Origin of the sequence: Desulfovibrio cuneatus DSM 11391 (assembly GCF_000430005.1) — a bacterium.
Classification (GTDB): domain Bacteria; phylum Desulfobacterota; class Desulfovibrionia; order Desulfovibrionales; family Desulfovibrionaceae; genus Frigididesulfovibrio; species Frigididesulfovibrio cuneatus.
The window spans coordinates 1-26,207 of record NZ_AUCY01000037.1 but is presented as its reverse complement, the minus strand read 5'-3'; the positions used below and the strand labels follow the sequence as shown (position 1 = coordinate 26,207).

Sequence of the window (26,207 nt, the reverse complement as noted above, 5' to 3'; positions counted from 1 at the left end):
CAAGAAAGCCCCAAAGCGTCCATAGGGCAAGTGGGGTAGCTTGTGCGACATCTAGCCAGGGAGTTTTTTTGTATGAAGATCCGTTATGAACAGTGTGCGCCTGCCGCACGTAAAGTGCAGCCCGCACCGGGTGAGGAACTTGGGTTTGGCATTCGTCGCACAAACCATATGTTTCTGGCCGAATACAAAGACGGAGTTTGGCAAGATGCCCGCATTGTGCCTTATGGCCCCTTGTGTATGGGGCCAGGAGCCATGTGTTTACACTATTCTCAAAACTTTTTTGAAGGTGCCAAGGCTTTTAAACACGCCGATGGTGAAATTTACACCTTCAGGCTGGACAAAAACGCAGAACGGTTCAACTTTTCTGCCGATGTTTTGTGCATGCCGCAAATTGATGCTGCCATGCAGTTGGAAGCAATTCATCGCCTTATTGACATAGACAGAGACTTTTGCCCCACACAGCCAGAGTCTTCCCTCTATATCCGCCCCTTCATGTTTGCCACTGAAGACTGCCTTGGTGTGCGCCCCAGCAATGAATACACGTTCTGTGTGTTCCTTTCCCCTAGTGGGCCGTATTACACCGGGGGCTTTTCAAGCCCGGTAAAGTTGCTTATCAGCACCAGTTTCCACCGTGCAGCCCCAGGGGGCATGGGGGCTTCCAAGGCCGGGGGCAACTACGCAGCTTCCTTACGGGCCGGGCAGTTTGCCAAAAAGAGTGGCGCCTCACAGGTATTATACCTGAACACGGCCAACACGCATATTGAAGAAGCTGGCGCCATGAACCACTTCCACGTGCTTAAAGACGGTACCTTCATTATTCCGCCGTTTACCGACAGCATTTTACGCTCCATAACCGCAGTTTCAGTGCTGGAACTGGCTGAACAGGGGCTTATTAAGGCCCGGCAAGAACCAGTAGCCATTGCCGAGTTTATTGACGGTATCAAGAGCGGTGAAATTATTGAAGCTGGCGGTGTAGGCACAGCAGCGGTAATTAGCCCTGTGGGCAGCTACTTGCTGGAAGACGGTACGGAAATTACTGTGGCTGATGGGAAAATTGGCAAGCATTCTCGCTTTGTGTATGAACACATGACCAGCATGCAGCGTGGCAGCACACCAGCCCCCAAGGGATGGATGCAAAAGGTGCCCCATTACCCCCACACTGAGGGGTAGGGAAACGCTGCATTATTCCGTCTGGTGGTGTAAGCTTTGAATTCCAACGGCAATTGCGCGTATAGCGAGCCGTGGAGTGAGGGTGGAGGGTGCGGGTGGCTTTGCCCAACCCAGCATTAGTACATCGCAGGTTTTGCGGCCCAGCCGTAGTCTTGTGCGAAATTTTTTAGAAAAAGAGGAGCCGGCCATGACCATCCGTTATGAATTATGCCCTGAATGTCAATGTAAACAGCCCGTGGCAGACTCAAACAACCTTGGGTTTGGTGCAGCACGAACAAACCATATATTTGTTGCGGACTATAAAAATGGAGAATGGCAAGACGCGCGTATCGTTCCTTATGCCGACTTTTCCATAGCTCCAGGTGCCTTGTGCTTCCATTACGGGCAAACCCTGTTTGAAGGGGGAAAGGCTTTTCGCCATGGCAATGGCGACGTATATGCCTTTCGCTTTGATAAAAATGCGGAGCGTCTTAACGATTCTGCTGTTATTTTGCAAATGCCTCCCATTCCGGTGGAGTTGCAAGTGGAAGGCTTCTTGCGCCTGATGGATTTGGACCGCACGTTCTGCCCCCATGAAGATGAATGTTCCATATACATTCGGCCTTTCATGTTCGCCACGGAAGACGCCCTTTCCATTCGCCCAAGTGTGAACTACCGCTACTGTATTATGCTTTCCCCCAGCGGGCCGTATTATCCCGGGGGCTTTTCCAAGCCCATCAAGCTGCTCATCAGCACCAGTTTTCACCGGGCGGTTTCCGGCGGAACAGGCAACGCCAAAGCTGGTGGCAACTATGCTGCCTCCATGCGTGCAGGCGACTATGCCCGCTCCCAAGGGGCTGCGCAGGTGCTGTACCTGGATGCCAGCAATACCTACATTGAAGAAGCCGGCATAATGAACCACTTCCATGTGCTTAAGGATGGAACGTTTATTATTCCTGAATTCACTAACTCTATCTTGAAGTCCATCACCTCACGTTCTGTGCTGGAACTTGCTGCTGCGGGCAAAATCAAGGCCCGGCAGGAGCGTATTCTCTTCAAGGATTTTCTGGAAGGTCTGCGTTCCGGCGAGATTATTGAAGCTGGCGGGTTTGGCACCGCTGCGGTAATTAGCCCGGCAGGCACATACATTTTGGAAGATGGCACAGAAATTACCGTGGGTGATGGGGCCATTGGCAAGCACACCCGTGCCCTGTATGAAATGTACACTGGTATGCAAACAGGAAAGCACCCTGCCCCTGAAGGCTGGCTGATGAAGATTCCGCACTACGCAAAGTAGGGTAGCGCTAAGTTCCCGCCTTTTCACTGTAAAATAAAAGCCCCCGGCACCGTGCTCTGTTTCATAACAGGCATTGTGCCGGGGGTTTCTTATGCCATTTACCACTTGCAATAGTCACTTAAGGGCGAGCGCTGCTCACCTACGCCGAGTACGCGGCAAGAAACTTGTTTCAGCCGTTTTTTGCTTTAGGGCAGTAGTTGCCTTTGTTCCTTGTTAGCGTCTTTTTTCTTTGGTTTTGCCCTGCTTTTTCCCTTGTGCTTTTTCCCTGGCAGCATTCTTTTTTTTGCCTTGTGCAGCAGCACTGCCTGTGGCTGTGGCACCCGCAGCGCCTGTTGTGGCATTGGCAGGCAGGGTAAAGGCAGGCAGGTTCCCCCCTGCTTCTTTCACCCGTTTAATAATATTGTCGCGTATCCAGCCTGCGTCCAGCCATTCCAGCGGGGCTACTTCCAGCCCGGACATAAGAATGCCAAAGTGCAGGTGGTCCCCAAGGGCCATGCCTGAAATGCCTGTAAGGCCAATAATGTCACCCCGGTTTACGGTTTGTCCTTCAGTCGCCCGAATTTCATACAGGTGGGAGTAAAGGCTTTGCAGCCCCAGGCCGTGGTCAATAACCACAAGGTTGCCGTAAATGCCCAGGTACCCGGCAAACACAACCTTGCCAGAGTTTGCCGCAGGCACAGGCGCGTTGGCAGTGGAAGCAAGGTCGTACCCTAGGTGGGTTTGCTGGTCCACTTCTTTGCCTTCCCACATGTAGGTGCGGTGTTCGGCAAACAGGGCACGCACAGCCCCACGCGGCAGGGCAAGAAATGCGCCTTTCCACAAAATATCGGCACTGGTGCGGCGGCCTATTTCCATAAGTGCCTGGGTGTTTGCCAAGCGTACATCACGGTTAATGGCGATAAAATGCTCAACGGGGGACAAGGTGCTGGGAAGAATTTTGTGAAATTCTTCGTTTTTTTTATCCAGAAAGTTCTGGGTAACAGGAATGGTGTCCTTCTTGAACTCCTGGAATATTTTGTTCACTGTCAGGGGCACGATGCGAGCGTTGCCCGCCACGTCTACGGCCACCAGTTCAGGGGTAAAATTTTCCATGGTGGCAAAGTGGGGAAAGGCAAAAAAACACAGGTAATCTCCATTTTCCTGCCGGAACCCAGGGAAAAACAGTCCGTTGGCCTTTACCCCGGTTTGGCTTACTTCCTTGCTTACGGAATATAAAATGGCGGCACTGCCCCCGCGCCGCACGTTAGGGGGGCTGGTTTTCACGGTAACCCGCGGCGGGGTATTGTCAATAGTAATGGTGCGTTGCACTGTTTGGCTGTTGCCAATGCCAAAGCGGGCGCTGTCTGTGGCGGTAACAATCAGCTCCAGGGTGCCGTCTTTCAGGCCCACATCTTTCAGGCTGAAGGCAAGTTCCTGGGTGTTGGCACCGGAAGGGAAATTTTCTTCCAGCACAGGCAGGGTGCGGTCGCCCCATTTGGCTACAATGGAAACCCGTTTTACGCTGGAACCTTCGTCATGCAGTTGCAGGGTAAAGGGCATGCTGGTGGAAACAACCTGAGTTTCAGGGAGCAGCGCAATGGTGGGGGGGGTGGAGTCTTTGAAAAAAAGGTACCCTGCCGCAATGCATGCGCAGACCACAATAGCGAGGAAAACACTGTACGCCAACTGACTCTTTCTCTTCATATGCGTGCCTTTACCTGAAATGATAAACTGTGGAGGGAAGTGTTACCAGCCAAGCATGGTGCTGCATGTTGTATGGTATCTTTAAGGGAGTATATTTTGTTCGGTGGCATCTTGTGTGCACTTGCCAAGCCTTCATGTCAATAGGTGGGGTTGTCTCCCCTGTCAAGAGGAGTGTCCTACTTGCCGCATGGGGCTTGTGGGCACCAAGGTAACTGCAACGTGAAATTAAATGCCCTCCCTGGTACCCGTGGGCAGTGCAGGCAGGGCAAAAGAGTTTTGTCAGGCAAGTGGAATAAAGCGGCGTTTTCTTAACACTGCAACAGCAGTGAAAGCGCCAGGGAAACAAAGTCGGATTCTGTTAAAATTCCTTTAAGCACACCGCGTTCCAGCACTGGCAGGCAGCCAAACTTGTGGGCCAGCAGCAGGCGGGCTGCTTCTGTAACCGGGTAGCTGGGGGGAATGGTAAGAATTTCAGTGCGCATGATGCGTTCCAGGGGAATGGCCGCTTCAATGGCTTCCTGTTCTGTTTCATGCAGGTCGGCAAGTTGAGAAACGGCTACCTGGAAAATATCACGCTGGGTCACAATGCCAACAAACTGGCCATTATCTGTGACAAGTGGCAGGTGGCGTATACGTGCCCGTTCCATAAGGGTGCGTGCTGTTTGTACAGATTCAAATGGGGAAAGGGTGATAAGCTGGTGGCTCATTATTTCTGCAACGGTAAGCATGGCGTTTCCTTTGCCCTTGAAGCAGGGCTACAGCCTGGCGCACAAGGCTTTGGCTGCGTTGCGGTTTGCCCAAAAAACATGCAAACCGCTTTGCTTGTATTTCTCTTTCTGTACGCCAAAATAGCAGGAAGGGCAAGGTGTAGCCCAAGAACAGGGCATGGTACAGCAGGCAAGGGGTAATGCTGCCATAGTTTTTTGTGAGAAAGGAAAAACAGAATAAAGCCCCTGCTGTAATGGGCAGCAGGGGCTTGAGGAAGCACAAAACAGAGGGAGGAAAGCGTGTTTACCCCAGTTCCTTCAGTTCTTCCCACAGTTCTTTTTGCCGTTCTGTAAGGGAATCCGGCGCCTGAACATGCACATGTACCAAAAGGTCGCCCTTGCCAGCGCCAGAGCCAAGGCCGCGCCCGCGCAGGCGCAACTTCTTCCCGCTGGAAGTGCCAGCCGGAATGGTCAGTTCCACGGCACCCGCAGGGGTAGGTATGCGGGCCTTGCATCCCAGCACAGCGTCCCATGGGGCCAGTTGCAGGTCGTAAATAATGTCGGCATCATCCAGGGTAAAATCTGGGTGCTTGGCAATGGTAATGCGCAGGTAAAGGTTGCCTGCCCCTGCCTGGCCTTTTTCCCCCTGCCCGTTCAAGCGTATGCGTGCCCCGTTTTTAATGCCAGCCGGAATAGTTACTTCCAGGGAACGTGCCCCTTCCGGCCCGCGCAGGCTAATGCTTTTTTTGCCGCCTGCCACGGCTTCTTCCAGGGAAAGGGTCAGGCTGCTTTCTATATCGCGTCCTTTTGCCGGAGCCTGGTTAAACCCGCCAAAGTTACCAGCAAACTGCGGCCCCCCCTGGTTAAAGGAAAATCCTTGGCCGCCAAAACCGCCGCCAAACAGGGTTTCAAAAAAGTCGCTGAAACCAGAACCACCAAAATCGGCCCCGGCATACCCCCTGCCCCCTTGAAAGCCATGCGGGTTCTGGAATTGCTGGCCATGCTGGTAGTTCGGGCCCAGTTGGTCGTACAGTTTGCGTTTTTCCGCATCTTTCAACACTTCATTGGCTTCATTCACTTCCTTGAAGCGTTCTTCGGCATCTTTGTTATCTTTGTTCAGGTCTGGGTGAAACTTGCGAGCCAGCTTTTTGTAAGCCTTTTGAATTTCCTCAGGCGTGGCTGTGCGAGAAACCCCTAGTATTTTGTAGTAGTCTTTATAGGCAACACTCATGTGGCAGTCCCCAATAATAGTATGTTTTACTTGCAGATGTAATGGCCCTCTGCTAAAAGTCAAGGAAACATAAACGCCTATCCCCTATACGGATGGTCTCTTTTTTGTTCACCTGGGCCTTTTTTGGGGTATTTCCCATTTTTTTATGCTCCTGCGTAGGGACTCTTTTTTCTGCGTAGTGTTTGCAACTGCTTTTGGCCCTTCCCGCCTGCACCACCCAAATATACACGGGGGGTGTTTCCCTAAGGAGTTACCCATGCCACGCGGCCACGCCAAAAGCCTGCCAGTGCTGATGCACCATTATATCAACAATTCTGTTAATACGATTACTGTGCCCCCCGCTGTTTTTGAAGAACAGTGCCGCACAATGCAGGAACATGGCTGGCGCGGGGTGAGCCTTGCAGAAGCTGAAGCCTATTTCATAGACGGTGAACCACTCCCTGTCAAATCGGCTCTTATTACCTTTGATGACGGCTACCTGGACAATTACGCCTATGCCATGCCTGTGCTGCAACGCTATGGGCACAAAGGGGTGATGTTTGCTGTTACTGCCCGCCTGGCAGAAGCCAGTGCGCCGCGTTACAGCCTTGAAGACGCCCTGGCAGGCAATGTGCCCCCCCTTACTGAACTGCATGACCCTGTACAGCCAGATGCCCTTGGCCTGCCCACCCGCACAGATGTGTTTTGTAACAAGGCAGAAGTGCACGCCATGCATAAAGCCGGGGTACTTGCCGTTGCCGGGCACAGCCGCTACCACCGCAGTGTTTTTTTGGGGGAAGAATATACAGGGTTTGTGGAACCTGCGGAGCAGTCGCGTACCTTTTATATAACTGCTTACGGCGACATTTGGGGTATGCCCAACTTCAAGGCAAAAACCGGGTTTACCAACCGGGCGTTTTTGCCCTGTGAAGATATGCTGGAAAAAATAAAGCAGCTTGTGCCCCAGGAAAAAGCCGCTGCCCATGCTTTTTTTCAAACGTCCGCTGGCAGGGGGGACTTGCAGCAACTGGTGAACAGTTTTGCCGGGCGCATGGGCCGCTTTGAAACAGACGCGGAAATGCAAGACCGCCTGTGGGAAGAACTGGCAGGGGGAAAACAAGACCTGGAAGCCATTCTGGGGGAAAAGGTGCGTACCCTTTGTTGGCCCTGGGGGTTTGGCAGCCCCATGGCAGAACGCCTTGCCCTTGAAGCTGGGTATGAAGCCTTTCACATCACTTCACCAGGTGGTAACCCCCCAGGAAAAGCCAGGGCTATACGCCGTTTTAAGGTCTATAACCGCAAAAACGGAGCATGGCTGGTTTCCCGCTTGCAGGTGTATGCCCGCCCCTGGATTGGCGAACTCTATGCCCGTATGCGCCTGTAGTGTGTTTGCGCCCATGCACCATGCTGTTCCTGAGGGAGACATACACAACATGTGGGTGGATTCTGCCCAGGGTGTCTGCCCTTCTCCTTTTACTCCATAGTAAGTACTCTTGGAGGGGGATACAGTGTTTCCTTCGAGCAACATTCAGCTATCATACTGCCCTGTAATGTCGTTTTACACAAAACGGTTGCAGGAAAATACTTGACAGTGAGTCATAAAATTGACATACCCTTGTGAAGAACGATACATGCTTACAGCACCAAGGAAAACGTGTAATTCCTTGTTTTCTCAGCATACTGCCTTTTCTGCAGTAATCAAATCTATATAGCCTGCCATGTGGCAATTGGTGAAGGGCAGATGCTCTTTTTGGGCAAGGGGGGAGGAATGGACGCAGAAGAAATAGGTATAATAGGGCAAAGTACCTCGCTGACAGAGGTATTCCGCACGCTGAAAAAGGTGGCGCCCACTGACAGTACCGTGCTTGTTACCGGTGAATCTGGTACAGGCAAAGAGCTGATTGTTCGGGCCTTGCATACCCAAAGCCTGCGTAAAGACAAGCCGTTTGTACCCATCAACTGCGGGGCAATTCCCAAAGAACTCCTTGAATCTGAACTGTTTGGTCATGAAAAAGGGGCCTTTACCCACGCCATAAAAACACGCCCGGGGCGGTTTGAAATGGCCGATGGCGGCACGGTTTTTCTGGATGAAATAGGGGAAATGGACCTTCTCTTACAGGTAAAAATTTTACGAGTACTGCAAGAACGAGAAATTGAACGGGTTGGGGGCCAGGGGGTGCGTAAGGTTGATGTGCGCGTTGTGGCGGCAACTAACCGCAACCTGGAAGAAGAAGTGGCCCTGGGGCGTTTCCGGGAAGACTTGTTTTACCGCCTCAACGTCATTCCCCTGCACTTGCCTGCCCTGCGTAACCGAGGTGACGATGTTCTCCTGCTGGTAAGCCATTTTTTGCGGGTGTTTTGCGAGAAAAAGAAGCGTAAAATCCTGCACCTCAGCTCTACTGTGCAACGCGTTCTGGACGCTTACACCTGGCCCGGAAACGTGCGAGAACTGGAAAACCTGGCAGAGCGCCTTTCCATTCTGTGCGATGGCGATGCGGTGGAACTGGATGATATTCCTGAAAAAATTCTTTCCCAGGTGGGTGACATTGGTGAATTGCCACCCCCACGGGTTGCGGTAGCGCCCAGCCAGCCTGCAATGGCCCATGCAGGGGGCTTTGCCTGGCCCACCATTGCCGACCTTCAGGGGAAAGGCCTTGGCCTGAAAGAATTTCTGGATACGGCGGAAGAACGGTTGTTACTTGAGGCCCTGCGCCAGGCAGATGGTGTGAAAAACCAGGCTGCTGAAATTTTGGGGATCAAGCGCACCACGCTCATTGAAAAATTGAAAAAACGGCATATGGAATAGAGTAAGCTAATGCTGCTTTGTGTCCAACCCAGGCAGCATTGGGCCGTTTTTCTTGCAGAATTGCCCCGCGTAATGTGTCGCTAGTTTTTTACAATCACCTCTTTTTGTGTCTCTCTTTTTTGTGCCATGCACAGGAGAGAATGAAGAGAGAGCAGGACACTATTGTGAGCAAGGAACCAATGAAGAAAACAATTGTCAGGCCGTGGCATAAAGACCTATTGATATGCTTGGCTTTGCCGATGAGTTCTGCAACAATCCTTGCAATGAGCCAGCAAAGATGAGGTGTTCTTGAATGTATAGCACGGAACTTGCATGGGGTCAGGCGTGAAATGTTCTTTTTTTGCCGGTTTGCGCCGGTCTCTTGCCGCAGCGGCATGCGTCTGGCTGCTTTTACCTTCCTTTGCCCTGGCAGCCACGTTTGAATGGCAGCAACAGGGCACCAAGGAACGAATTATTATAACCCTGAACGCTAGCGACGGTATTGCAGGCAATGTGGCGCGTATCGACCCCACAGCGCTTGTGGTGCCTTTTACGGAAGTCCCTTCGGCCCTGCTACAGGAACAAACGCCTGCTGAAGCACGCTTGTTCAAAAACACTTCGGTGCTTGGCAATGCCTTGGCATTGCATACCCAAACCCCGGCTTTTGGTTTTGTGGTAACAGAACGTAAGCAACACCGGGTGGTTATTGATATTTTTCCAGACGCCTTGGGTGCACGCTGGAAGCCTTCCAGCACGGTAGTGCCCACCACGGAATTGCCTCCCCCTTCTGCTGTGGAGGCTGCCCAACGCGCTGCCGCGGCTGAAAGCCAGCAAGCAGCTGCCCCTGTGTCACAGGCCGCTCCCCCGGCTGCTGCACCGCCCGCACCCCCCCAGGATGCACCGCCTGCCCCTGCGCCTGCTGCTGCCCAGGCTTCCACCCCCCCGGTAGCCAGTGTCGCACCTGTTCCAGCCCCTGTACCAGCACCTGTACCAGCCCCGGTACCAGCCCCTGTTCCAGCCGCCAAAGTGGAACCGGCAGCCCCACCTGTGCCAGCTTTTTTAAATGGCAACAGGGAAACTTCTGCCCGCACGGCCCCCTTGCCACAGCCGTTGCCCGGTATGGAAGGAGTAGCCCCGGCACCTGTTGCCCCTGCTGCCAATGAACCGCCTTTGGCGGTGCCCACCATGCAGCCTGCCTCTCCTTTTGCTGCCCCTACCTCCCCCACCCTGGAAGCGGGCAGCCTGGGCATAGCTATTGCCAGTTCTGCTGCCACTTCCCCTGCGGCAGACCCTGCAACAAAAATACCTCAGGCCGCGGCGGCTCCCCAGGTGTTGCCACAGGCAGTGCCTGCACCGCCTGCCATGCAAGCAGCCCAAGCCCCTGCGGGGCAACAGCCTGTGCCGCAAACACCTACTGCCCAGCCTGCTGTTAGCCCGGCCCCTGTAGCCCCTGCAACAGCCCAGCCCCAAGCCGTGGCTGTACCGCAAGTCGCAGCCCAGCCTACTGCCCAGGCTGTCTCTTCCGGAATACCTCTCCCGGTGCCCCCCCCAAACCAGAATCCGTACTTTGGCATGGACGACGCCCACCTGCCCATTGGCAGTGCAGTGCTGGCAGGCCCAGGGTTAAGTTACCGGGCACGTATTAACCTGAAGGGAGAGGATGGCGTTGAAGCACCAGCCCTCCCTCAGGCTTCTGCACCCTCTGGCGCTGTACAGGGTGAAGGCGTTGGCGGGGTGGCTTCCACCACGCCTGCACCAGTAGCGCCCGCTGCGCCAGCCCCTGTTTCTCCTGCTGGCCCGTCTGCTTCGGCACCTGCAACGCCCCCTGTGGCCTCTGCCCCCGTGGCCGTGCCGCCAAGCTCTGGCGCGGCCCCTGCAACAGCCAGTGCCCCTGCTGTACCCGCAACACAGCCCGGCACAACAGCACAGCCAACTGGCCCTGCTGGTAACGCAACTGTAGCGGCAGAAGAAGCTCCGGTTCAGTATGTGGACGAGCAGGGCAACCCTGTGGCCCCCCCGCTGGACCCGGAAGTAGTGTTGCCGGAAGTGCGTGAAGCCCTGCTGGGGCAAAAATACCCCGAAGCACTGGCAAAAGTGGAAGCATTGCTGCCCCAAAGCAACCTCACAGAGGCCCACAGGGAAGAAGCCCTGCACCTGCGGGCTGAAATCCTGTTTGCCCAGAGCCAGAACGACTTTAAAACCAATTATTTTTCCATTGCCGAAGCAACCCGCCGGGCCATGAACTTTAACCAGGCTTCCTTGCGCAATGCCGGGGCCCTGCTGCGCCTTGGCTATATGAGCCTGAAGCTTGGGAATATTCCTGAAGCGGAAGCGCGGTTTTCCATGCTGCGCAAGCAGTTCCCGGAAGATGAAAACGTGCCCCTGACCTATTACTACTGGGGCGACTACTACTATAACAAGGGTGATATTTCCCGTGCGGCCGACCAGTTTCAGTTTGTGCTGCAAAAGTACCCCAACAGCCGTTTTGCCAGGGAAGCTGCCCTGGGGTTGGCACGTTCCTTCTATCGTTTGGGGTATTTCAAGCAAGCCTATGAAATTGTGGAATATATCGAAAAACGCTGGCCACGCTTCTACCTGGATTACCCCCCATTCCTGAATATGATGGGTGATGTGGCCTTCCGCCTGAACCACCTGGACACGGCCCTACGCTATTACTGGCTGTATGTTAACATTGCGCCGCAAGGGGATGAAACAGACGTTATTCTGACCCGCATTGGCGATGTGTATAGCATGATGCGCCAGAAAAAGGCGGCAGAGCAGGCCTACCACGACAGCGTTACCCGCTTTCCTGATAAAGACGGGGGCCTTATTGCCAAAATGCGCTTGGCGGAATCTGCCATTACAGATGCCCCCACCATTGCTGGCATGTTTGCTGTGTTTGAACAGCCTTTTGATGTAAGTCCCTTGGACGTCTATACTTCCATAGTGACAGACCACCCCAAAAGTGACTTGGCCCCCCTGGCAAAACTGAAAATAGCCATGTGGCACTTGTGGAAGAAAGACTACACAGCCACACTGGATACGGCCACAGAGTTTATGGAACAGTTCCCCAAAAGCGAACTGGCGCCCAAAATGAAAGAAGTTGCCTTGAAAGCTTTTGCCACTATGGCCGCTGAAAGCATGGTGGATGGCCGCTTTGGCCGTATGCGTGAGATTTGGGCACGCTACCCCATTTTGCAGGGGCAAGAAGAAATACTCTCTCCTGAAAGCCGCATTGCCCTGGCTGCTAGTTTTGAAAAAGACGGTCGCCTGAATGAAGCGTTGGAAACCATCGACCCCTTCTTTTTGGGTAACAAGGTGCCAAAGTATTCTGAACTTGCCCTGAACCTTGCCGTGAGCATTTACCTGCAAGCAGAGCAGTGGGCGGCAGTGCGCCAGGTGGCAGACCAGGTTGCCATGTGGGAACTTACGCCGGAAACGCAAACCCAACTGGATTTTGCCCTGGCAATTGCTGCGGAAAACTTGGACGAAAGCGAAACGGCTGCCCCCTTGTGGGAAAAATTGCATACCGCTGCAAAATTGCCGGAACAGCAAATGGCCTATGCCAGCTACTTTTTGGCAAAAGCGGCTGAACGGGAAAAGAAGCTGGAAAAGGCTTACCTGCTTGGGCAGGACGCCCTTACCCGCTTGAATGCGCTGGTGGAATCTTCCCCCAACCAGGCAGACCTTGGCAAAGTGCGCAGCCAGCTTGGCTCGCTTATGGATATTGCAGAAACTGCCGGAAGGCTTGTGGAAGCCCTGGATTATGCCCAGCGTTCCCTTGCCATGCTTGAGCCAAACGACCCGGCTCGCCTTGGGGTGGAATACCGTATGGCCCGCATTTTCAAGCGCCAGGGCAATGAAGAACAGTGGCGCACCATGCTGACGAACCTTGCCAAATCTGCCCCGGACAGTGTGTATGGAAAAACTGCCGCCCGGGAGCTGAAGGAAGATGCTCTGCGGGAGAATGCTGCCAAGTATTCGCCCACAGGCAGGTAACTTTAAGGAAACGCTGATTTATTCCGTTTGGCCGCGTTACTTCACTTTTTTTGAAACAGTCGAGGACGGAAGAGTCCACTCCTGCTTCAAAAAAAACTCGTGCCTTGCCAAACGAAATAACTGCGCGTTTCCAAAATGTCGTGTAATCCGTGCTTCCCTAATTTTACAACGCGTGAATTACCGCCCACCTCATGCGCATGTATGGGGTGGGTGTTGTTTTTTATGGGGGGGGGAGCTTGGGTATTCTTACAATACCTTCTCTCCATTTGCCTTCTCGTGTTTGCGTGCCATTGGTCAAGGTGAATAGCAAAGCCAAGCGGAATAAATCAACGGTTCCTAAAGTATCTGCCACATTGTGCCGAAGAGTAGGCTAGTGGAAGCCTGCACCCTTGTGCGGGTGATGAGAATATATGAGCTATGCAAGAGGCGCTTTCTATGAAAAAAACACATCTTGCCACATTGTTCCTTGTGGGAATATTGCTTGGCAGCAGCCTGTTTTTGGCGGGGTGCGGCAGCCGTGGCGTTCCTGTGGCAACACGCCCCCCCCTTTATAGCCAGCAGCGTATTCAGGCTGTTGACCATTGGGACACTGTGGCCGATGCTGTTGCTGCCCGCGTATTTAACGCCTATTTGCAGCGTTCGGATATTATTACCAAACCTGTGTATGTGCGCCGCCCCAACGACAGGCCCTTTCCCATGGCCTTTGAAACCTTGCTGCGCACCCGCCTGACAACGCGCGGTATGCAGGTTTCCGCCATGCCGGAGCCAGACGGTGTAATTCTTGATTTTACGGTGCAGGTGGTGCTGCATGATTCTTCCCGTTACAGTCTTATTCCTTCCCTGCTGGACATTGGTATGGGGGTAATAACGCTGGTAACAGGCACATACACACGTCCTTCCGACCATGAAGTTATTGTGACCACCCGGCTCACACATAATAACCGCTATGTAATGCACATTTCCAACACCTATTACATCAACGATGCGGATTGGGCCCTGTACGCCAGCCCACGCCCGGCAGACAGCCAGGCAGACACCACACGCACCGTGAAAGTAATGAGCAGGTAAGCCCGCTATGAACGCTCCTTCTTCCCCTTTTCTGGCAACGGCTTTTTTGCTGGTATCCCTTGTGGCCCTTGGCGGCTGCGCCAGTACCATTGCAAACACCCCTCCTGGGCCACTGCCCCAGGCCATGCCGGTGGACCCGCCTCCTGGTTCTGCCATGCTTACTGCCAATACCTTTGCTGGCGACGCATTGGCTGCCATGCTACTGAAGCGCGTTGACGCAAGCAATGGTATTTTGGTGGCCTCTTTTGTGGAAATGGAAAATACCGAACAATCTTCCCCGTTTGGGCGCACCAGTATGCAGCAGGTGTCTTCCCGCCTTGGGCAACACGGCTTTCGTGTAACAGAAATGCGCCTGGGCGACGGCATGCGTATTAACCCCGCCCAAGGGGAAATTATGCTCACCAGGGAAGCTTCCCGCCTTATGGCCCAGGAACACAATGCCCATGCCGTGCTGCTTGGCATGTATTCCCCAACCGACGCCAACATTTTTGTTTCAGCCCGGGTTGTGCGCCTTTCAGACAGCGCTGTTATTGCCGCCTATGAATATTTTATTCCGTATTCTGAAGACGCCATGGTTCTGCTCCGGCAGGGTAACCGGCAGAATAATGTTGCAGTGTGGGAACATTTTGCCAGCCGTGGCCCTGCCTTTGGCAGCCGTCCCGCATTGCCTGCAAATTCCACAGTAAGGCAACCTGCGGCAAGCGCTTCCGCGGGCAGGCCTGTTGCCCGTTCTTCCGGTAAAAAAGCTGCTGCCCGGCGCCCTGCCGCCAAGCGCACCCAGCCTGTAGCCCAGGCAACAACACACGCTACGGCTCCTGCTGCTGTACAAGCCCCAGCCCCGGCAGCCGTGGTGGACCCCTGCCCCGAAGAATTGCGTAAAGCCCCCAGCACAGCGAAATAATAGAGGGCTGTTCTTCCGTAAAAGGAAGCCAAAACTAGAGCCTTTTAACTTTGAAAAGTTGTATTCATTTTCCGCAATACACATGGGCAACTCAACAAAACCCAAGGTGATAATAGAATAAAACGACACGCTTCGCGAGTGTTCGCTGCGCGTCCACAGAGCATTTCAAAGTTGAAATGCTCTAGTAAACCGGAAGTGGCAGGAGTGTGCCGCTTCCGGTTTGTTGTTGCTGGGGAGTGCCTAATGGCGTTTATTGCTTTTGCGGTCTGGCGGAAGGTGGCACATTGCCAACGTGCACATGGCGCAGCACGGAACTGGCGTGCTGGTGCATGGCTTGCAACGTTTCCAGCGGGGTACTGGGGGCGGTGTAGGTGTGGGCCGGGGAATAGCGCGAAATATGCAAGGGTATGGCGGGGGAAAGGCTTGCCACCCACTGCACCAGGGCGGCGAATTCTTCCATGCTGTCGCTTATACCCGGCACCACAAGGTGGGTTAGTTCCACGTGCCTGCCAGCGGCAAGGGCAGCGGTAACAGATTGTTGCACATGGGCAAGGTTACCCCCAAGGCGGGTATATTGCTTGGCATTGAATGTTTTTACGTCAAAATTGAACGCATCCACAACGGGCAGCAGTTCTGCCAGCATCGGGGCAGACATCATGCCATTGGTCACCATTACAGCGGCAATGTGTGCTTCACGCAGTAGTGGGCCTGCTTCCAGAATATATTCAGCCTGCAACGTGGGTTCATTGTAGGTGTAAGCAACGGAAGGCAGGTTGTGGTGCTGGGCAAGCACCACCAGTTTTTCCGGGGTCAGGGCACTCAAGGGGGGCAGGGCCGCCTTGGACGCAGGCTGGGCAATGGTGTGGTTTTGGCAAAACGGGCAGCACATGGTGCAGCCAATGCTACCCAGGGAAAGAATGAACGTGCCGGGCATGAAGTGGTACAGGGGCTTTTTTTCCATGGGGTCTGCCGCCAGGGAACAAAACCGCCCTAGGTAGGGGGAAACCAGGGCGCCATTCTCATTGCGCCGTGCCTTGCAGCGGCCCCAGGCCCCAGGGGGCAGGGTACAGCCATGTACGCACAGCCCGCACTTTATGGAAGGGGGAGTGGGGCTTGTTCCTTCAAGGCGTTGGGTTGCCTGCTGTTGCAGGGGCTGCCACCAGCGTGCGGGGAACATTAGTCTTTCTCCGTAAACCGTTGCACTTCAAACCGTTGTATATCTGCCCCTTGCCAGCCCGGCAGCCCTGCCTTGCTTGCGGCAATGGAAAGTTGCTGCTCTACGCTGGTTACGCTTTCCAGGGCAGGCAGCAGCAAGCCGCGGTGCCCGTCCTTGGTTACAATCACGCCAAAGCGCTGTGGGTCCAGGGTGGTAATGTCGGCAACAGGTTCCGGCAGGGTCAGCACATCCACTGAAAATTGCAGGCTGTCCAGCTCGTTCAGGGTAATGGGGGGGAAGCGCGGGTCTTTTATGGCAGCAAGCAGGGCGTTGGCGGCAATTTCCCTGCCCAGGGCAGGCTGGGTGGGCATAAAGGTGCCCATGCAGCCGCGTAATTCCCCTGTGGCGGTTTTTATGGAAACAAAGCAGGCCTTGGCCTCATGCCACAAGGGGGCTTCTGGCCCCAGTTCGCGGGCTGCGGCTTCTGCCATGGGCAACTCACGCCGAACAAGATGTTGCCGTACAACATGACGGGCCAGGGTAGGGTATGGGTGGGGCATAAAAACCTCCTGGGGAAATGCTCAGTTATTCCGTTTGACAGCGCGTAAAGCATAACAGTAGCGGTAAAACGTACCCTTTCTTGCGGTATACACCATTTCATGCTTTTCCACCAGATTCCACGTAACCTTATTTTTGCCGCATCCGTTTAAAATATGCACGAATGCATGACAAGGCACTGTACCAATACGGTTGCCACCTGCCAAGCGCTGGATTTTTGAACATAATTCCTTATGCTGGCCCTTCCCCGCGTTCTCATTCCCTGCTCATGCCGCGGGTGAGTGCCAGCATGGCCAGGGGAATAAGGGCGGCCGCCAGGAAGGGGGCATTCAGGTGAACGCCATCTGCCAGGAGACTGAAGAGAAAGGGTGAAACCGTTTGTCCAAGGCGCAGCAGCATACCATTCAGGGCCATAATGGAAGCTCTGCCTTCCGGCGGGGCGCAGGCCATCAGGGCAGACTGGATGCTGGGTATGTTCAGCCCCTGCCCAATCCCATAAAGCATAAGCACGGGCAGAAGGGCGAGCATGGTGGGCATAACGGGAATGGCAAAAAGGGCCACAAGGTAGCACACTTGGCTGGCAAGCAGCAGGCGCACAAATGAAAAGCGGGTGGTAAGCGCCCCAAAACGCCAGGAAGCAAGCCCAGTACCCAGGGAGGAAAGGGTAAGCAGGGCACCAATCAAAGCCGGGGGGGCTTCAAACCGCACATGGGCCAGTACGGGAAAGCAGGTAATGATGGGGCCGTATAGTATGGTGAAGGTGAGGAATGTCATGAGCAATAAACGCCGGGTGGAAGGGGCGGCCCCTGCCCGGAACATGCCTGCAAGGTAGGTCATAAAAGGCCTTGCAGGGCCAGCCCCGCGCAAAGGGGTGCGCAGGGTTACCCATACACCGGGCAAGGCCAGCACGGGCAGGGCAAAAGGCAACCGCCAGTCCAGTTGGCCCAACACGCCCCCCAGGGCCGGGAACAGGGCAGTGCATATGCTGAGCAGGGCCATGTTCCAGCCCATGTACCGGGAAAGGCGGTTGCCAGCAAAGGTGTCGCCAAGAATGGTGGCATTGAGCATGCCAAAGGAAGCAGCCCCAATACCTTGCATGAAACGCAAGACCACCAGCACAGTAAAATTCGGGGCAAGGGCACAGGCCCCGCCAGCCAGGGAAAACAGTAAAATGGAAGGCACCAGCACGGTTTTTCGGCCGTATTTGTCTGCCAGCACCCCGGCAAGGGGGGTAAAGAAAATGCCCGGCAGGGTAAAGGCAATAATCAGCAGGCTGACCAGAGGAATGGATACCTGAAAGTGCTCTGCCAGCATGGGAAGCAACGGCATGATACTGCTAACCCCCAGCACCATGCAGCACGTACACACCACTGCCAGAAGTAACACCTTGCGTTCTTCAGGAAGCAGCACTTCAAAGGGGGGATTGGGTGATGTGTTGGGCGATGCGTTGGGTGCTGTTGCTTCAGCGTTGTTTTGGTGTGCTGCCTGCTGGGTGGGGGTGCCTTTCATGGTGGCTGCTATTCTTCCAGGCAAATAATGGCTTTTGGCCCACCTGAAAGGGGCCCCCCGCCATTTTCCGTGAGTTCATAGGTATTTTCACTGCCCACCATGCCCACGCCGGGAATACCGATTTTAGGTTCAATGGCCATGGTCAGGCCGTGGGGCAGGGGCACTTCAAACCCCGTGGCCAGCACAGGCCATTCGTCCACGGCAAGGCCTATGCCGTGCCCCAAAAAGGGCACATGGTTGCCCCCAAGGCCCATAAACCCCTGGGCAAAGCCACCTTCTTCCGCCATGCGCAGGGCTTTGGCGTAAATTTCTGCCGGAATGGCCCCTGGCCGCAGCATGGCAGCGGCTTCCTGTTCAATGGCAAGGCACAAGGCGTGGGCTTCCTTCACCTGGCTGGGCAGTTTTTTTTCCGGCCCGCTGAAAAATATCTGGGTTTTGTCTGTTTGGTAGCCCTGGCAGGAAAAACCAGTGTCTATGCTTAACAGGGTGTTGGGCTGCCACACGGTTGCCTCGCTCCCCATGAAGGGTGCGGCAGGGTGTATGCCGCAAAGCCCCAGTGGCCCATTGAAGTGGCTGGGGTAGTTGCCGTTTTCCCCGGCAGAAATGTGCCCCAGCACAGCTTCTTCCCCAAAGGCGGCCATGCGGGATGTGCCGTCGTGCCCAAGGTTCAGGAATATGTCTGATATGAGCACGGCAATGGCCCGCTCTGTCATGCCTGGGCGCATGCGCTGGGGCAGTATGTGGCAAATGCCCTTGTGGTGCATGGCCCCGGCGTGGCGCATAAGGCCTAGTTCCAGGGCGGTTTTGCTGGCACGGGCCTGGTGCATTACAGCGTCCCCCGCCAGCAGGTGTATGCCGGGCATGCGTTTAATCAGGTTTTCTGCCATGCTCCAAGGCAGCATGCTTTTTTCACAGGCAATGTGGGTGGGCAGGCCTGTGCCTTGTAAATAGGCATAAATATCACCAAACGAGCGGTAAGGTACAATGCCGGGCAACGGGCTTTCCATGTGGGCACGCTCCACACTTTTGCGCACAAACAGTACCGGGTCGCCTTCCAGGGGTAACCAGAATGTGGCGTTGGCCATGGTGCCGGAAAGGTAGTAAATGCTTACGCGGCTGAAGGCCAAAAAACCTTGGGCCTGTGGCACAAGGCTGCCCAGCAGTTTCTTGCAGGCAGCATGGCGCGTGTGGAGTTCTTCAAGGGAAAAGGGGTGTGGGTGGGTAGTCATGGTAGTTCCCAGGAAAAAAAGCAGGTTGTGCGGCGAAAAATTGCCTTTCCGGCGCATTGTTGGTACGTTTCGGGCGGTGGTGCCGCCCTGTACCATTTGCTTAAGCAACTCTGTACCTTTTTGCAAGACAGGCTCACATGAAAAATGTGCTTCTGGTTGATGACGATGACCAATTGCGTGACAGCTTTGAAAACCTTCTGGTGGCGGAAGGCTACACCGTGCGTGCCGCTTCCACCGGGGAAGTGGCGTTGCGCCTTGCCAAGGAAGCGTTGCCTGATGCCGTGATTATGGACGTGCGTATGCCGGGCATGGACGGGCTGACAGCCTTGCGCGCCCTGCATGAACTGGAACCGCGCCTGCCTGTTATTATCATGACGGCTTATAGCACCACAGAATTTGCCATTGAGGCCACAAAGCAGGGTGCCTTTGATTATGTGATGAAGCCCTTTGACATTCCCCACGTGCTGGAACAGCTTGCCACAGCCCTGGAAGCCGGGCGTAAAATGCGCCAGCAAGTGGGCCTGAACGTTGCAAGTGACGAGGAGCAGGCCGAACAACTGGTGGGTACCAGCCGGGCCATGCAGGAGCTGTATAAATCCATTGGACGTGTGGCCCACACCGACGCCCTGGTGTTGTTGCGGGGTGAATCGGGCACGGGGAAGGAACTGGTGGCCCGCGCCCTTTACCAGCACAGTGCCCGCAGCAACAGGCCGTTTCTGATTATCAACTGCGTGGCCATACCGGAAACATTGCTGGAAAGTGAGTTGTTCGGGTATGAGCGCGGGGCCTTTACCGGGGCCGTACACCGCCGGGTGGGAAAAATAGAGCAGGCCTCAGGCGGTACCGTGTTTCTGGATGAAATTGGCGATATTCCCATTGGCGTGCAGGCAAAACTGCTGCGGCTGTTGCAAGAGAGGCAAATTGAACGCCTTGGCGGGCGGGAAACGGTGAACGTGGACGTGCGTATTCTTGCCGCCACCAACCGCAACCTGGAAGAAGCCGTGGCCGCCGGGCGCTTTCGTGAAGATCTGTTTTACCGCCTGAATGTGGTGAGCCTGCACCTGCCCCCCCTGCGCGAACGGGGGGAAGATGTGCCCATGCTGGCCCGGCATTGCCTGGCAGCCTTTGCCAGGGAAATGGAAGTGCGCCCCCCGGAATTGACGCAGCAAGCCCTGGCATTACTCACCGGGCATTCCTGGCCCGGTAACGTGCGTGAGTTACGCAACCTTATGCAGCAGTTGCTTATTTTTACTCAGGGCGGCGTTATTGATGCTGTAGATGTGGAACGGGCGCTGGCAGGCAAGGGGCTCGAAGGGGGCAGGTTCCAGGGCAGCGCCTTGGCGAACACCCCGGCCCTGATGCTGGAAGAATATGTACGCCATTTTCTGGAAACCTATAGAGAGGGCAATATTTTTGATGCCATTATGGACGATGTAGGGGCGCGGGTGGTGCGTGAAGCCCTGCGCCTGTGTGAGGGGAACCGCTCCCGCACGGCGCGTATGCTGGGGCTTTCCCGCCCCACATTGCTGGCAAAAATTGACAAGTACGGCATGGGCAAGGAATAGCCCTGTTTTCCCCTTTTGGGTACTGGAGAAAGAATTTCGTATGAGTGCCATCCTTCCCATTCTCTTTTTTCTGCTTGCTGGCATGGCATGTGGTTTTTCATTACGGCACAGGCCGGGGGTTTTGCGCAGGGCAGACACTTCCAGCATGCTGGCGGTGTATGTGCTGTTGTTTGTGCTGGGGGCAAAACTGGGTAGCGACGCGGCCCTGTTTGCCCGTTTGCCGGAATTTGGTGGCACAGCCTTGGTGCTTGCCCTGTGCTGCGCTGCTGGCAGTGTGCTGTGGTTGTGGGGGGCAGAACGGTGCGGTGGCTGGTTGCGCTTTCCTGAAGCAGAACAAAAGAGCACGGAAAGTGCCACAGCGGGTGGTTCGCCCTTTATGGGCACGGTGCGCATTTTGGCGCTGTTTTCCAGTGGCATCGTGCTGGGGCGGCTTGGGGTAGTGCCCCCCTGGCTGGCCAACGACACCCTGGCTGAATATGCCCTGTGGCTTTTGGTATTTACCGTGGGCATGGGCCTTGGCGGTGCCATTGAGGTGTTTTTGCTACTGCGCCGCATGCATGGCAAGCTGCTGTTGGTGCCCCTGCTCATTGTGGGGGGCACAGCCACCGGGGCAGTGGTGGCTGGGCTTGTGCTGCCCCAGGTGGGCGTGTTGCAGGCACTTTTGGTGGGGGCCGGGTTTGGGTACTACAGCCTTTCCAGCATTATGATTGGTGAAGCCGGGCACCCGGCCCTTGCTTCCATTGCCTTGCTGGCCAATATTTTCCGTGAGCTTTTGGGCATTTTGACTGCGCAACTGCTGGCCCGTTATGTGAGCAGGCTTGCGCCGGTTGGGGTAGCCGGGGCAACGGCCATGGACACCTGCCTGCCGGTTATCTCCCGCTTTTCCGGAGAACAGTTTGTGGTGGTGGCGGTGTTTTCCGGCATGCTGCTTTCCTTATGGGTGCCATTTGTTGTGGCGTTTTTGCTTAGCCTGTAACAGGCTTTAGGGAAAAGCTCGCTAACCCTTGGTTTACTCTCTGCCGGGAACTGGCGTGCGTAGTGCACAGGGTTTCTATCGTATCGTGTTATAAAGAAACACTTTTTCTTGTTTTTGCGGTGCACTTGGTAAGGTTCTTTGCGGGGTGTGCTGGTTTTTTCAGGTAATATCTGCAAAGAAATACTGGGAAAACCGTCAGCCCTGCTTGCCAGATGGCAGGCTTGTTCGCTATACACAACAGTAAGGCAACGCTGGTTATTGCGTACCAAACCAAAACCATAGTGGTTGTCCACCCTTTGTACTTAATGCTTCCTTGTGTCCTGGTCTGCCTAGGCACAAGCGCATGCCTGGAGAACCACTGATTAATTGCCATTTTGGAAACGCGTAGTTATTTCGTTTGGCAAGGCGCAAGCTTTTTTTGAAGCAGGAGTGACAATTTCGCAGGATAGCGGAATTGGGAACCGCCCAAAGGGCGGGAGCCGAAGGCCGAGGCCAAGGAAGGGCCGAGTCAACTCTTTCGTCCTCGACTGTTTCAAAAAAAATGAAGCAACGCCGCCAAACGGAATAAATCAGCGTTTCCCTGGAGAACCGTATTCGGTACTTCCCTTACCCCAGGAGAATCGTTCATGCCCATTTTTTCTATTTCACTGCGCCGTGTTGCTCATGTGCTTACCATGTGTGTTGCTTGCCTGGCCTTGCTGGCAGGTTGCAACGCAAGCAATAAAAGTTATAATGACGACGAAGTGCGCCAGGCCGAAGGCGTTTATTTTGGCACAGTGGCCAATGTCGCAACAGTTAAAATAACCCAGGACCCAGACCTGCTAGGCCCTTTGATGGGCGGCGTGGCAGGGGGTGTGGTGGGGGCTGTTGTGAATGGTACCACCGGGGGTATTGTGGGGGCCGGGGCAGGGTTACTTGTCTCTGGCGGGGCTGAACTGGCCTCAAAAACCTATGAGGCCACAGAAATTACCGTGGAACTGGAAAATGGCCGCTTCCTTGTGATTGTTATTGGCGGCGCGGAATACTTTATTCGCGGTGATGAAGTGCGTATTATTGGCATGGGAAAACAATATGTGCGGGTGCAGCATAAGTAGAACAGCACGCGCCTTTGTTGCATAATAAGCAGTAACCCGGCCACAAGGGCCAAAACACGCGGAGGCTATAATGCTGAAAGCAGAAGAATGCACCTTGTTTAGCGGTGGTGCGGCAGGAACAGAATCGTTTTTCGGGCAAGCAGCGCAGCAGCATGGCGTGGAAGAAGTGAACTTCAGTTTTGACGGGCACCAAATGGAACGCCAACGCGGGGTGCGTGTGCTGACCAATGAAGAGCTTGCCCTGAAAGATGTGAGCCTTACCTATGTTTCGCGTATCATGAGCCGTGAATTTACCCGTGCCCCCTTGTTCCGCAAAGTATTGCAGTCCATTTGCTGGCAGGTTACCAGCGGTGCAGAAGTGTTTGTGGTGGGGGTTATTCTGCCAGACAACACCGTAAAGGGTGGCACAGGCTGGGGGGCAGAGTTTGCAAAAATCTGCAATAAACCCCTGTATGTGTTTGACCAGGAAAAAGATGGCTGGTTCAAGTGGGAAAAAGAAGTGTGGGCACAGGTGGAAGCACCGCGCATTACGGCACGCCACTTTACTGCAACCGGCACCCGCTTTTTAGAAGAAAATGGCCAAAAAGCCATTACGGCGCTTTTTGCCCGCTCCTTCCCTGCGTAATTTTTTAGAGCCAAGCTCCAATGAGCCATTGGAATTTGATAGTTATGCACAACTGGCAGGCTGGCGCTGTGCGCTTGGCCTGCCAGTTTTTTTGCTTGTAAACGGCTTTTGTCCTATTTCCTGCACGCGGCAACCTGTACAAGCCGGGCAAGAGGTTTTTATGCTGTCTTTTCCACAAACACCTGCGGCACGCGGGGTGCTTGCCGGTGTTCTGGCTTTTCTCGGGTGGGGGTTCATGCCACTTTTCTGGCTGGAGCTTGTGACTATTTCTTCCATTGAAATAGTGGTCCACCGTATTCTTTGGTCGTTTGTGTTTTTGCTGTGCTGGTTGCTGGCCACGAAAGAGCTGGGCAAGGTGTGGCTTATTTTGCACCAGCCCAAACACCTTGGCCTGCTGGCGTGCAGCAGCGCCCTGCTGGGGGGCAACTGGCTTTTGTACATTTGGGCTGTGAACAATGGGCACGTGCTTGCCACAAGCCTTGGGTACTTTATTAACCCGTTGCTAAACGTGTTGATAGGGCGTTTTTTGTTTGGTGAAAAGGCCAGCCCCCTTGCCTGGTGTGCCATTGCCCTTGCCTTTTTCGGGGTGGGGTACCAGGTTGTGGCGTTGGGGGCCTTCCCCTTTGTGGCCTTGGGGCTTGGGGTTTCCTTTGCAATGTATGGTGCGCTGCGCAAAACAATGCTTGTGGAAACAGTGCCTGCCCTGCTGGTGGAGACCTTTGTGTTGCTTCCCCCGGCTCTGGTGTATGCTGTGTGGTTATGGTGGGAAGGTTCAGGCAGTTTTGGCCATGCCACAGGCTATACTCACATGCTTTTTGTGCTGCTGGGTGTTGTTACCACCGTGCCGTTACTGCTGTTTACCTTTGCTGCCCGCAATATCAAGCTGACCACTTTGGGGCTTTTGCAGTACCTGGCTCCCAGCACCGTGTTTTTGCTTGGGGTGTTTGTGCTGCATGAACCATTGCATGTGGAAGAACTGGTGACCTTTGCCTGCATCTGGGCAGCCATTGGCCTGTATTCTTGGGAGAGTTTGCGCCAGCATAGAAAGCAAGCCGCACACAGCGTACAGAAATAAGGTAAGCCCCCTTGAATACTCAAGGGGGCTTTATTATGCTGCCTGCTGCTCTTTGACTAGGTGGAGACTATGGCATTTGTCTTGTTTATTGTTTGGCCATAGCTATGTCTACCATGGCGCTAATTTCCTGTTGGAAGCGCTCTGTGGAAAAACTGGCGGCATGGGCGGTGAGGGCGGCCGGAATAAAAGAGGCCTCGTTTGCTTCAAACGCTTCCATGGCCTCGCACAGGGCTTCTTCCGTTTGCCGGGCAAAATGCAGCCCGGTGGTGCCATGCACAACCGTTTCCATGGCGCCGCCCTTGCCATAGGCAATAACAGGCCTGCCTGCGGCCGCGGCTTCCAGTGGGACAATGCCAAAATCTTCTTCCCCCGGAAAGAGCAAGGCGCGGCACTGCTGCATTTTTTCGTGTATAACAGGGGCAGGTTGCCTGCCTAAAAATTCTATGCTGGGGCCAGCCATTTGTTGCAGGCGCTTTAGTTCCGGGCCTTCCCCCATTACCAGCAGGCGGCGGTTCATGCGGGTGCAGGCTGCCACGGCCAGGTCGGCCCGCTTATAGCCCACAAGCTGCCCAAGGTAAAGGTAGTAGTCTTGTGGCGGGGCATAGTGCCCTTGTGGCGGGGTAAAGGCAGAAACATCCACAGGGGGGTAAATAACGGTACTTTCCCGGCGGTAATGCTTGCGAATGCGGCGGGCCACGTTGTGGGAGTTGGCAATAAAGTGGTCTACCCGCTGGGCGGAAAGGGCGTCCCACATGCGCAGGTAGTGGGTAAGGGGGCGCATGGCAAAGCGGGTAAAGGCCCCGGCTTCTTCAAGGTAATCCTGGTAAAAGTCCCACAGGTAGCGCATGGGGGTGTGGCAGTAGCAAATGTGTGTTGTTTCCGCGCTGGTAAGCACACCTTTTGCCGGGCCAGATTCGGTGCTGATGACAAGGTCGTAGCCGCGCAGGTCTAACTGTTCCAGGGCAAGGGGCATAAGGGGCAGGTAGCGCTGGTAGGCTTTTTTGGCAAAAGGCAGGCGCTGAATGAACGAGGTGGTTACCTTGTGCTGGCGAATGGTGGAAGAAACAGCTTCCGGCACATACACATGGGTGAAAATATCTGCCTGGGGGTACATGCGGCACAGGGCTTCCAGCACTTTTTCACCACCGCGCATGGTAACAAGCCAATAATGAACAAGGGCAACCCGCATAATGCTGCAATTCCTGCTAAAGGGGAAAGGGGGCAATGTGTTTTGGTAGCTGCATGGTACAGGAAGAGGGCCTTTCTGGCAAATGGCAAGGGGTAGGGTGGCAGGCACCCCGTAGCCTGATGAACACATGTTGCTTGACAGGGCCGCGGTGTGGGGGTATAGCCTTTCTCGAGCTGGGCGGCGGTTGCGCCGCCAATTCCGCCAGGTTCGAAAGAAAGCAACGGTAACGGTAGTGCCGGGTGTCCAGCTCACTCACAAAAGCGCAAAGGGTATCCTTTGCGCTTTTGTAGTTTTAGGGAAACGCTCAGTTATTCCGTTTGGCGACTTTTTTCTGCTTGGGCTTCGTTGAAATGAACAGCCAGCAAAGCTGTCTGTTCCCTCCGCCCTCGCTCCACGGCTCGCTATGCTCGCGACTGCCGTCTTCCTTTCTCC

General features: G+C 54.7%; 20 protein-coding genes and 1 other RNA gene. 13 read left to right on the top strand and 8 right to left on the bottom strand.

Annotated elements, in window-relative coordinates; all coding sequences use genetic code 11:
• Positions 1–72: 72 nt before the first annotated feature.
• Positions 73–1,170, top strand: a complete 1,098-nt coding sequence (locus G497_RS0110005) for a branched-chain amino acid aminotransferase (protein ID WP_027188046.1) — start codon at positions 73–75, stop codon at positions 1,168–1,170.
• A 187-nt stretch (positions 1,171–1,357) separates the two neighbouring features.
• A complete protein-coding gene (locus tag G497_RS0110000) occupies positions 1,358–2,446 on the top strand; it encodes a branched-chain amino acid aminotransferase (protein WP_027188045.1) in 1,089 nt (362 codons plus the stop codon).
• 213 nt (positions 2,447–2,659) lie between these two features.
• Here the strand turns inward: G497_RS0110000 and G497_RS17645 are convergent, their stop codons facing one another.
• The 3 genes from G497_RS17645 to G497_RS0109980 all read right to left on the bottom strand — a co-directional run bounded on the left by G497_RS17645 (position 2,660) and on the right by G497_RS0109980 (position 6,067).
• Positions 2,660–4,129, bottom strand: a complete 1,470-nt coding sequence (locus G497_RS17645) for a M23 family metallopeptidase (RefSeq protein ID WP_084516180.1) — start codon at positions 4,127–4,129, stop codon at positions 2,660–2,662.
• 308 nt (positions 4,130–4,437) lie between these two features.
• On the bottom strand, positions 4,438–4,857 hold the full coding sequence (locus tag G497_RS0109990) for a CBS domain-containing protein (protein WP_027188044.1): 420 nt from the start codon (positions 4,855–4,857) through the stop codon (positions 4,438–4,440).
• Positions 4,858–5,140: 283 nt separating this feature from the next.
• The gene (locus tag G497_RS0109980) at positions 5,141–6,067 is read right to left on the bottom strand and encodes a DnaJ C-terminal domain-containing protein (protein ID WP_027188043.1); all 927 of its coding nucleotides are present in this window, start codon (positions 6,065–6,067) and stop codon (positions 5,141–5,143) included.
• A gap of 256 nt (positions 6,068–6,323) precedes the next feature.
• On the opposite strand from G497_RS0109980, the gene G497_RS0109975 reads away from it, so the two are divergent.
• From G497_RS0109975 to G497_RS19220, 5 genes are all read left to right on the top strand, one after another.
• Positions 6,324–7,430 (top strand): polysaccharide deacetylase family protein, encoded by a 1,107-nt coding sequence (locus G497_RS0109975; protein ID WP_034637468.1) that lies wholly within the window; start codon positions 6,324–6,326, stop codon positions 7,428–7,430.
• Positions 7,431–7,814: 384 nt separating this feature from the next.
• A complete protein-coding gene (locus G497_RS0109970; protein WP_027188041.1) occupies positions 7,815–8,852 on the top strand; it encodes a sigma-54 interaction domain-containing protein in 1,038 nt (345 codons plus the stop codon).
• 324 nt (positions 8,853–9,176) lie between these two features.
• Positions 9,177–12,830, top strand: coding sequence for a tetratricopeptide repeat protein (locus G497_RS19225; RefSeq protein ID WP_156908042.1), 3,654 nt, complete (start codon positions 9,177–9,179; stop codon positions 12,828–12,830).
• Between the two features lie 435 nt (positions 12,831–13,265).
• The gene (locus G497_RS0109955) at positions 13,266–13,898 is read left to right on the top strand and encodes a hypothetical protein (protein WP_027188040.1); all 633 of its coding nucleotides are present in this window, start codon (positions 13,266–13,268) and stop codon (positions 13,896–13,898) included.
• A gap of 7 nt (positions 13,899–13,905) precedes the next feature.
• On the top strand, positions 13,906–14,799 hold the full coding sequence (locus G497_RS19220; RefSeq protein ID WP_051258026.1) for a FlgO family outer membrane protein: 894 nt from the start codon (positions 13,906–13,908) through the stop codon (positions 14,797–14,799).
• Positions 14,800–15,049: 250 nt separating this feature from the next.
• On the opposite strand, the gene G497_RS0109940 is transcribed toward G497_RS19220, so the two are convergent.
• The 4 genes from G497_RS0109940 to G497_RS0109925 form a co-directional block, all read right to left on the bottom strand.
• The gene (locus tag G497_RS0109940; protein ID WP_084516178.1) at positions 15,050–15,976 is read right to left on the bottom strand and encodes a radical SAM protein; all 927 of its coding nucleotides are present in this window, start codon (positions 15,974–15,976) and stop codon (positions 15,050–15,052) included.
• A complete protein-coding gene (gene amrA, locus G497_RS0109935; RefSeq protein ID WP_027188038.1) occupies positions 15,976–16,515 on the bottom strand; it encodes an AmmeMemoRadiSam system protein A in 540 nt (179 codons plus the stop codon). Before amrA ends, G497_RS0109940 begins: the two co-directional genes overlap by 1 nt.
• Positions 16,516–16,768: 253 nt before the next feature.
• On the bottom strand, positions 16,769–18,022 hold the full coding sequence (locus tag G497_RS0109930) for an MFS transporter (protein WP_051258025.1): 1,254 nt from the start codon (positions 18,020–18,022) through the stop codon (positions 16,769–16,771).
• An 8-nt stretch (positions 18,023–18,030) separates the two neighbouring features.
• Complete coding sequence (locus G497_RS0109925; RefSeq protein ID WP_027188036.1) at positions 18,031–19,251, bottom strand: M24 family metallopeptidase; 1,221 nt, start codon at positions 19,249–19,251, stop codon at positions 18,031–18,033.
• Between the two features lie 137 nt (positions 19,252–19,388).
• Between G497_RS0109925 and G497_RS0109920 the strand changes: the two genes are divergently transcribed.
• From G497_RS0109920 to rarD, 5 genes are all read left to right on the top strand, one after another.
• On the top strand, positions 19,389–20,816 hold the full coding sequence (locus tag G497_RS0109920) for a sigma-54-dependent transcriptional regulator (RefSeq protein ID WP_027188035.1): 1,428 nt from the start codon (positions 19,389–19,391) through the stop codon (positions 20,814–20,816).
• Between the two features lie 40 nt (positions 20,817–20,856).
• Positions 20,857–21,792 carry a LysO family transporter gene (locus G497_RS20170; protein WP_156908040.1) on the top strand — a complete coding sequence of 312 codons (936 nt, stop codon included), beginning with the start codon at positions 20,857–20,859 and terminating at the stop codon, positions 21,790–21,792.
• A 626-nt stretch (positions 21,793–22,418) separates the two neighbouring features.
• Positions 22,419–22,886 (top strand): hypothetical protein, encoded by a 468-nt coding sequence (locus G497_RS19215; RefSeq protein ID WP_051258024.1) that lies wholly within the window; start codon positions 22,419–22,421, stop codon positions 22,884–22,886.
• A gap of 70 nt (positions 22,887–22,956) precedes the next feature.
• Entirely contained in the window at positions 22,957–23,511 is a 555-nt protein-coding gene (locus G497_RS0109900) for a hypothetical protein (RefSeq protein WP_027188032.1), read from the top strand.
• Between the two features lie 160 nt (positions 23,512–23,671).
• Positions 23,672–24,586: an EamA family transporter RarD gene (gene rarD / locus G497_RS0109895; protein WP_027188031.1), complete on the top strand. Its 915-nt coding sequence runs from the start codon at positions 23,672–23,674 to the stop codon at positions 24,584–24,586.
• Positions 24,587–24,671: 85 nt separating this feature from the next.
• Here rarD and G497_RS0109890 read toward each other — a convergent pair whose 3' ends face one another.
• Complete coding sequence (locus G497_RS0109890) at positions 24,672–25,775, bottom strand: glycosyltransferase (protein ID WP_027188030.1); 1,104 nt, start codon at positions 25,773–25,775, stop codon at positions 24,672–24,674.
• Positions 25,776–25,942: 167 nt separating this feature from the next.
• On the opposite strand from G497_RS0109890, the gene ffs reads away from it, so the two are divergent.
• Positions 25,943–26,031, top strand: an RNA gene (ffs, locus tag G497_RS19850) — signal recognition particle sRNA small type.
• Positions 26,032–26,207: the final 176 nt, after the last annotated feature.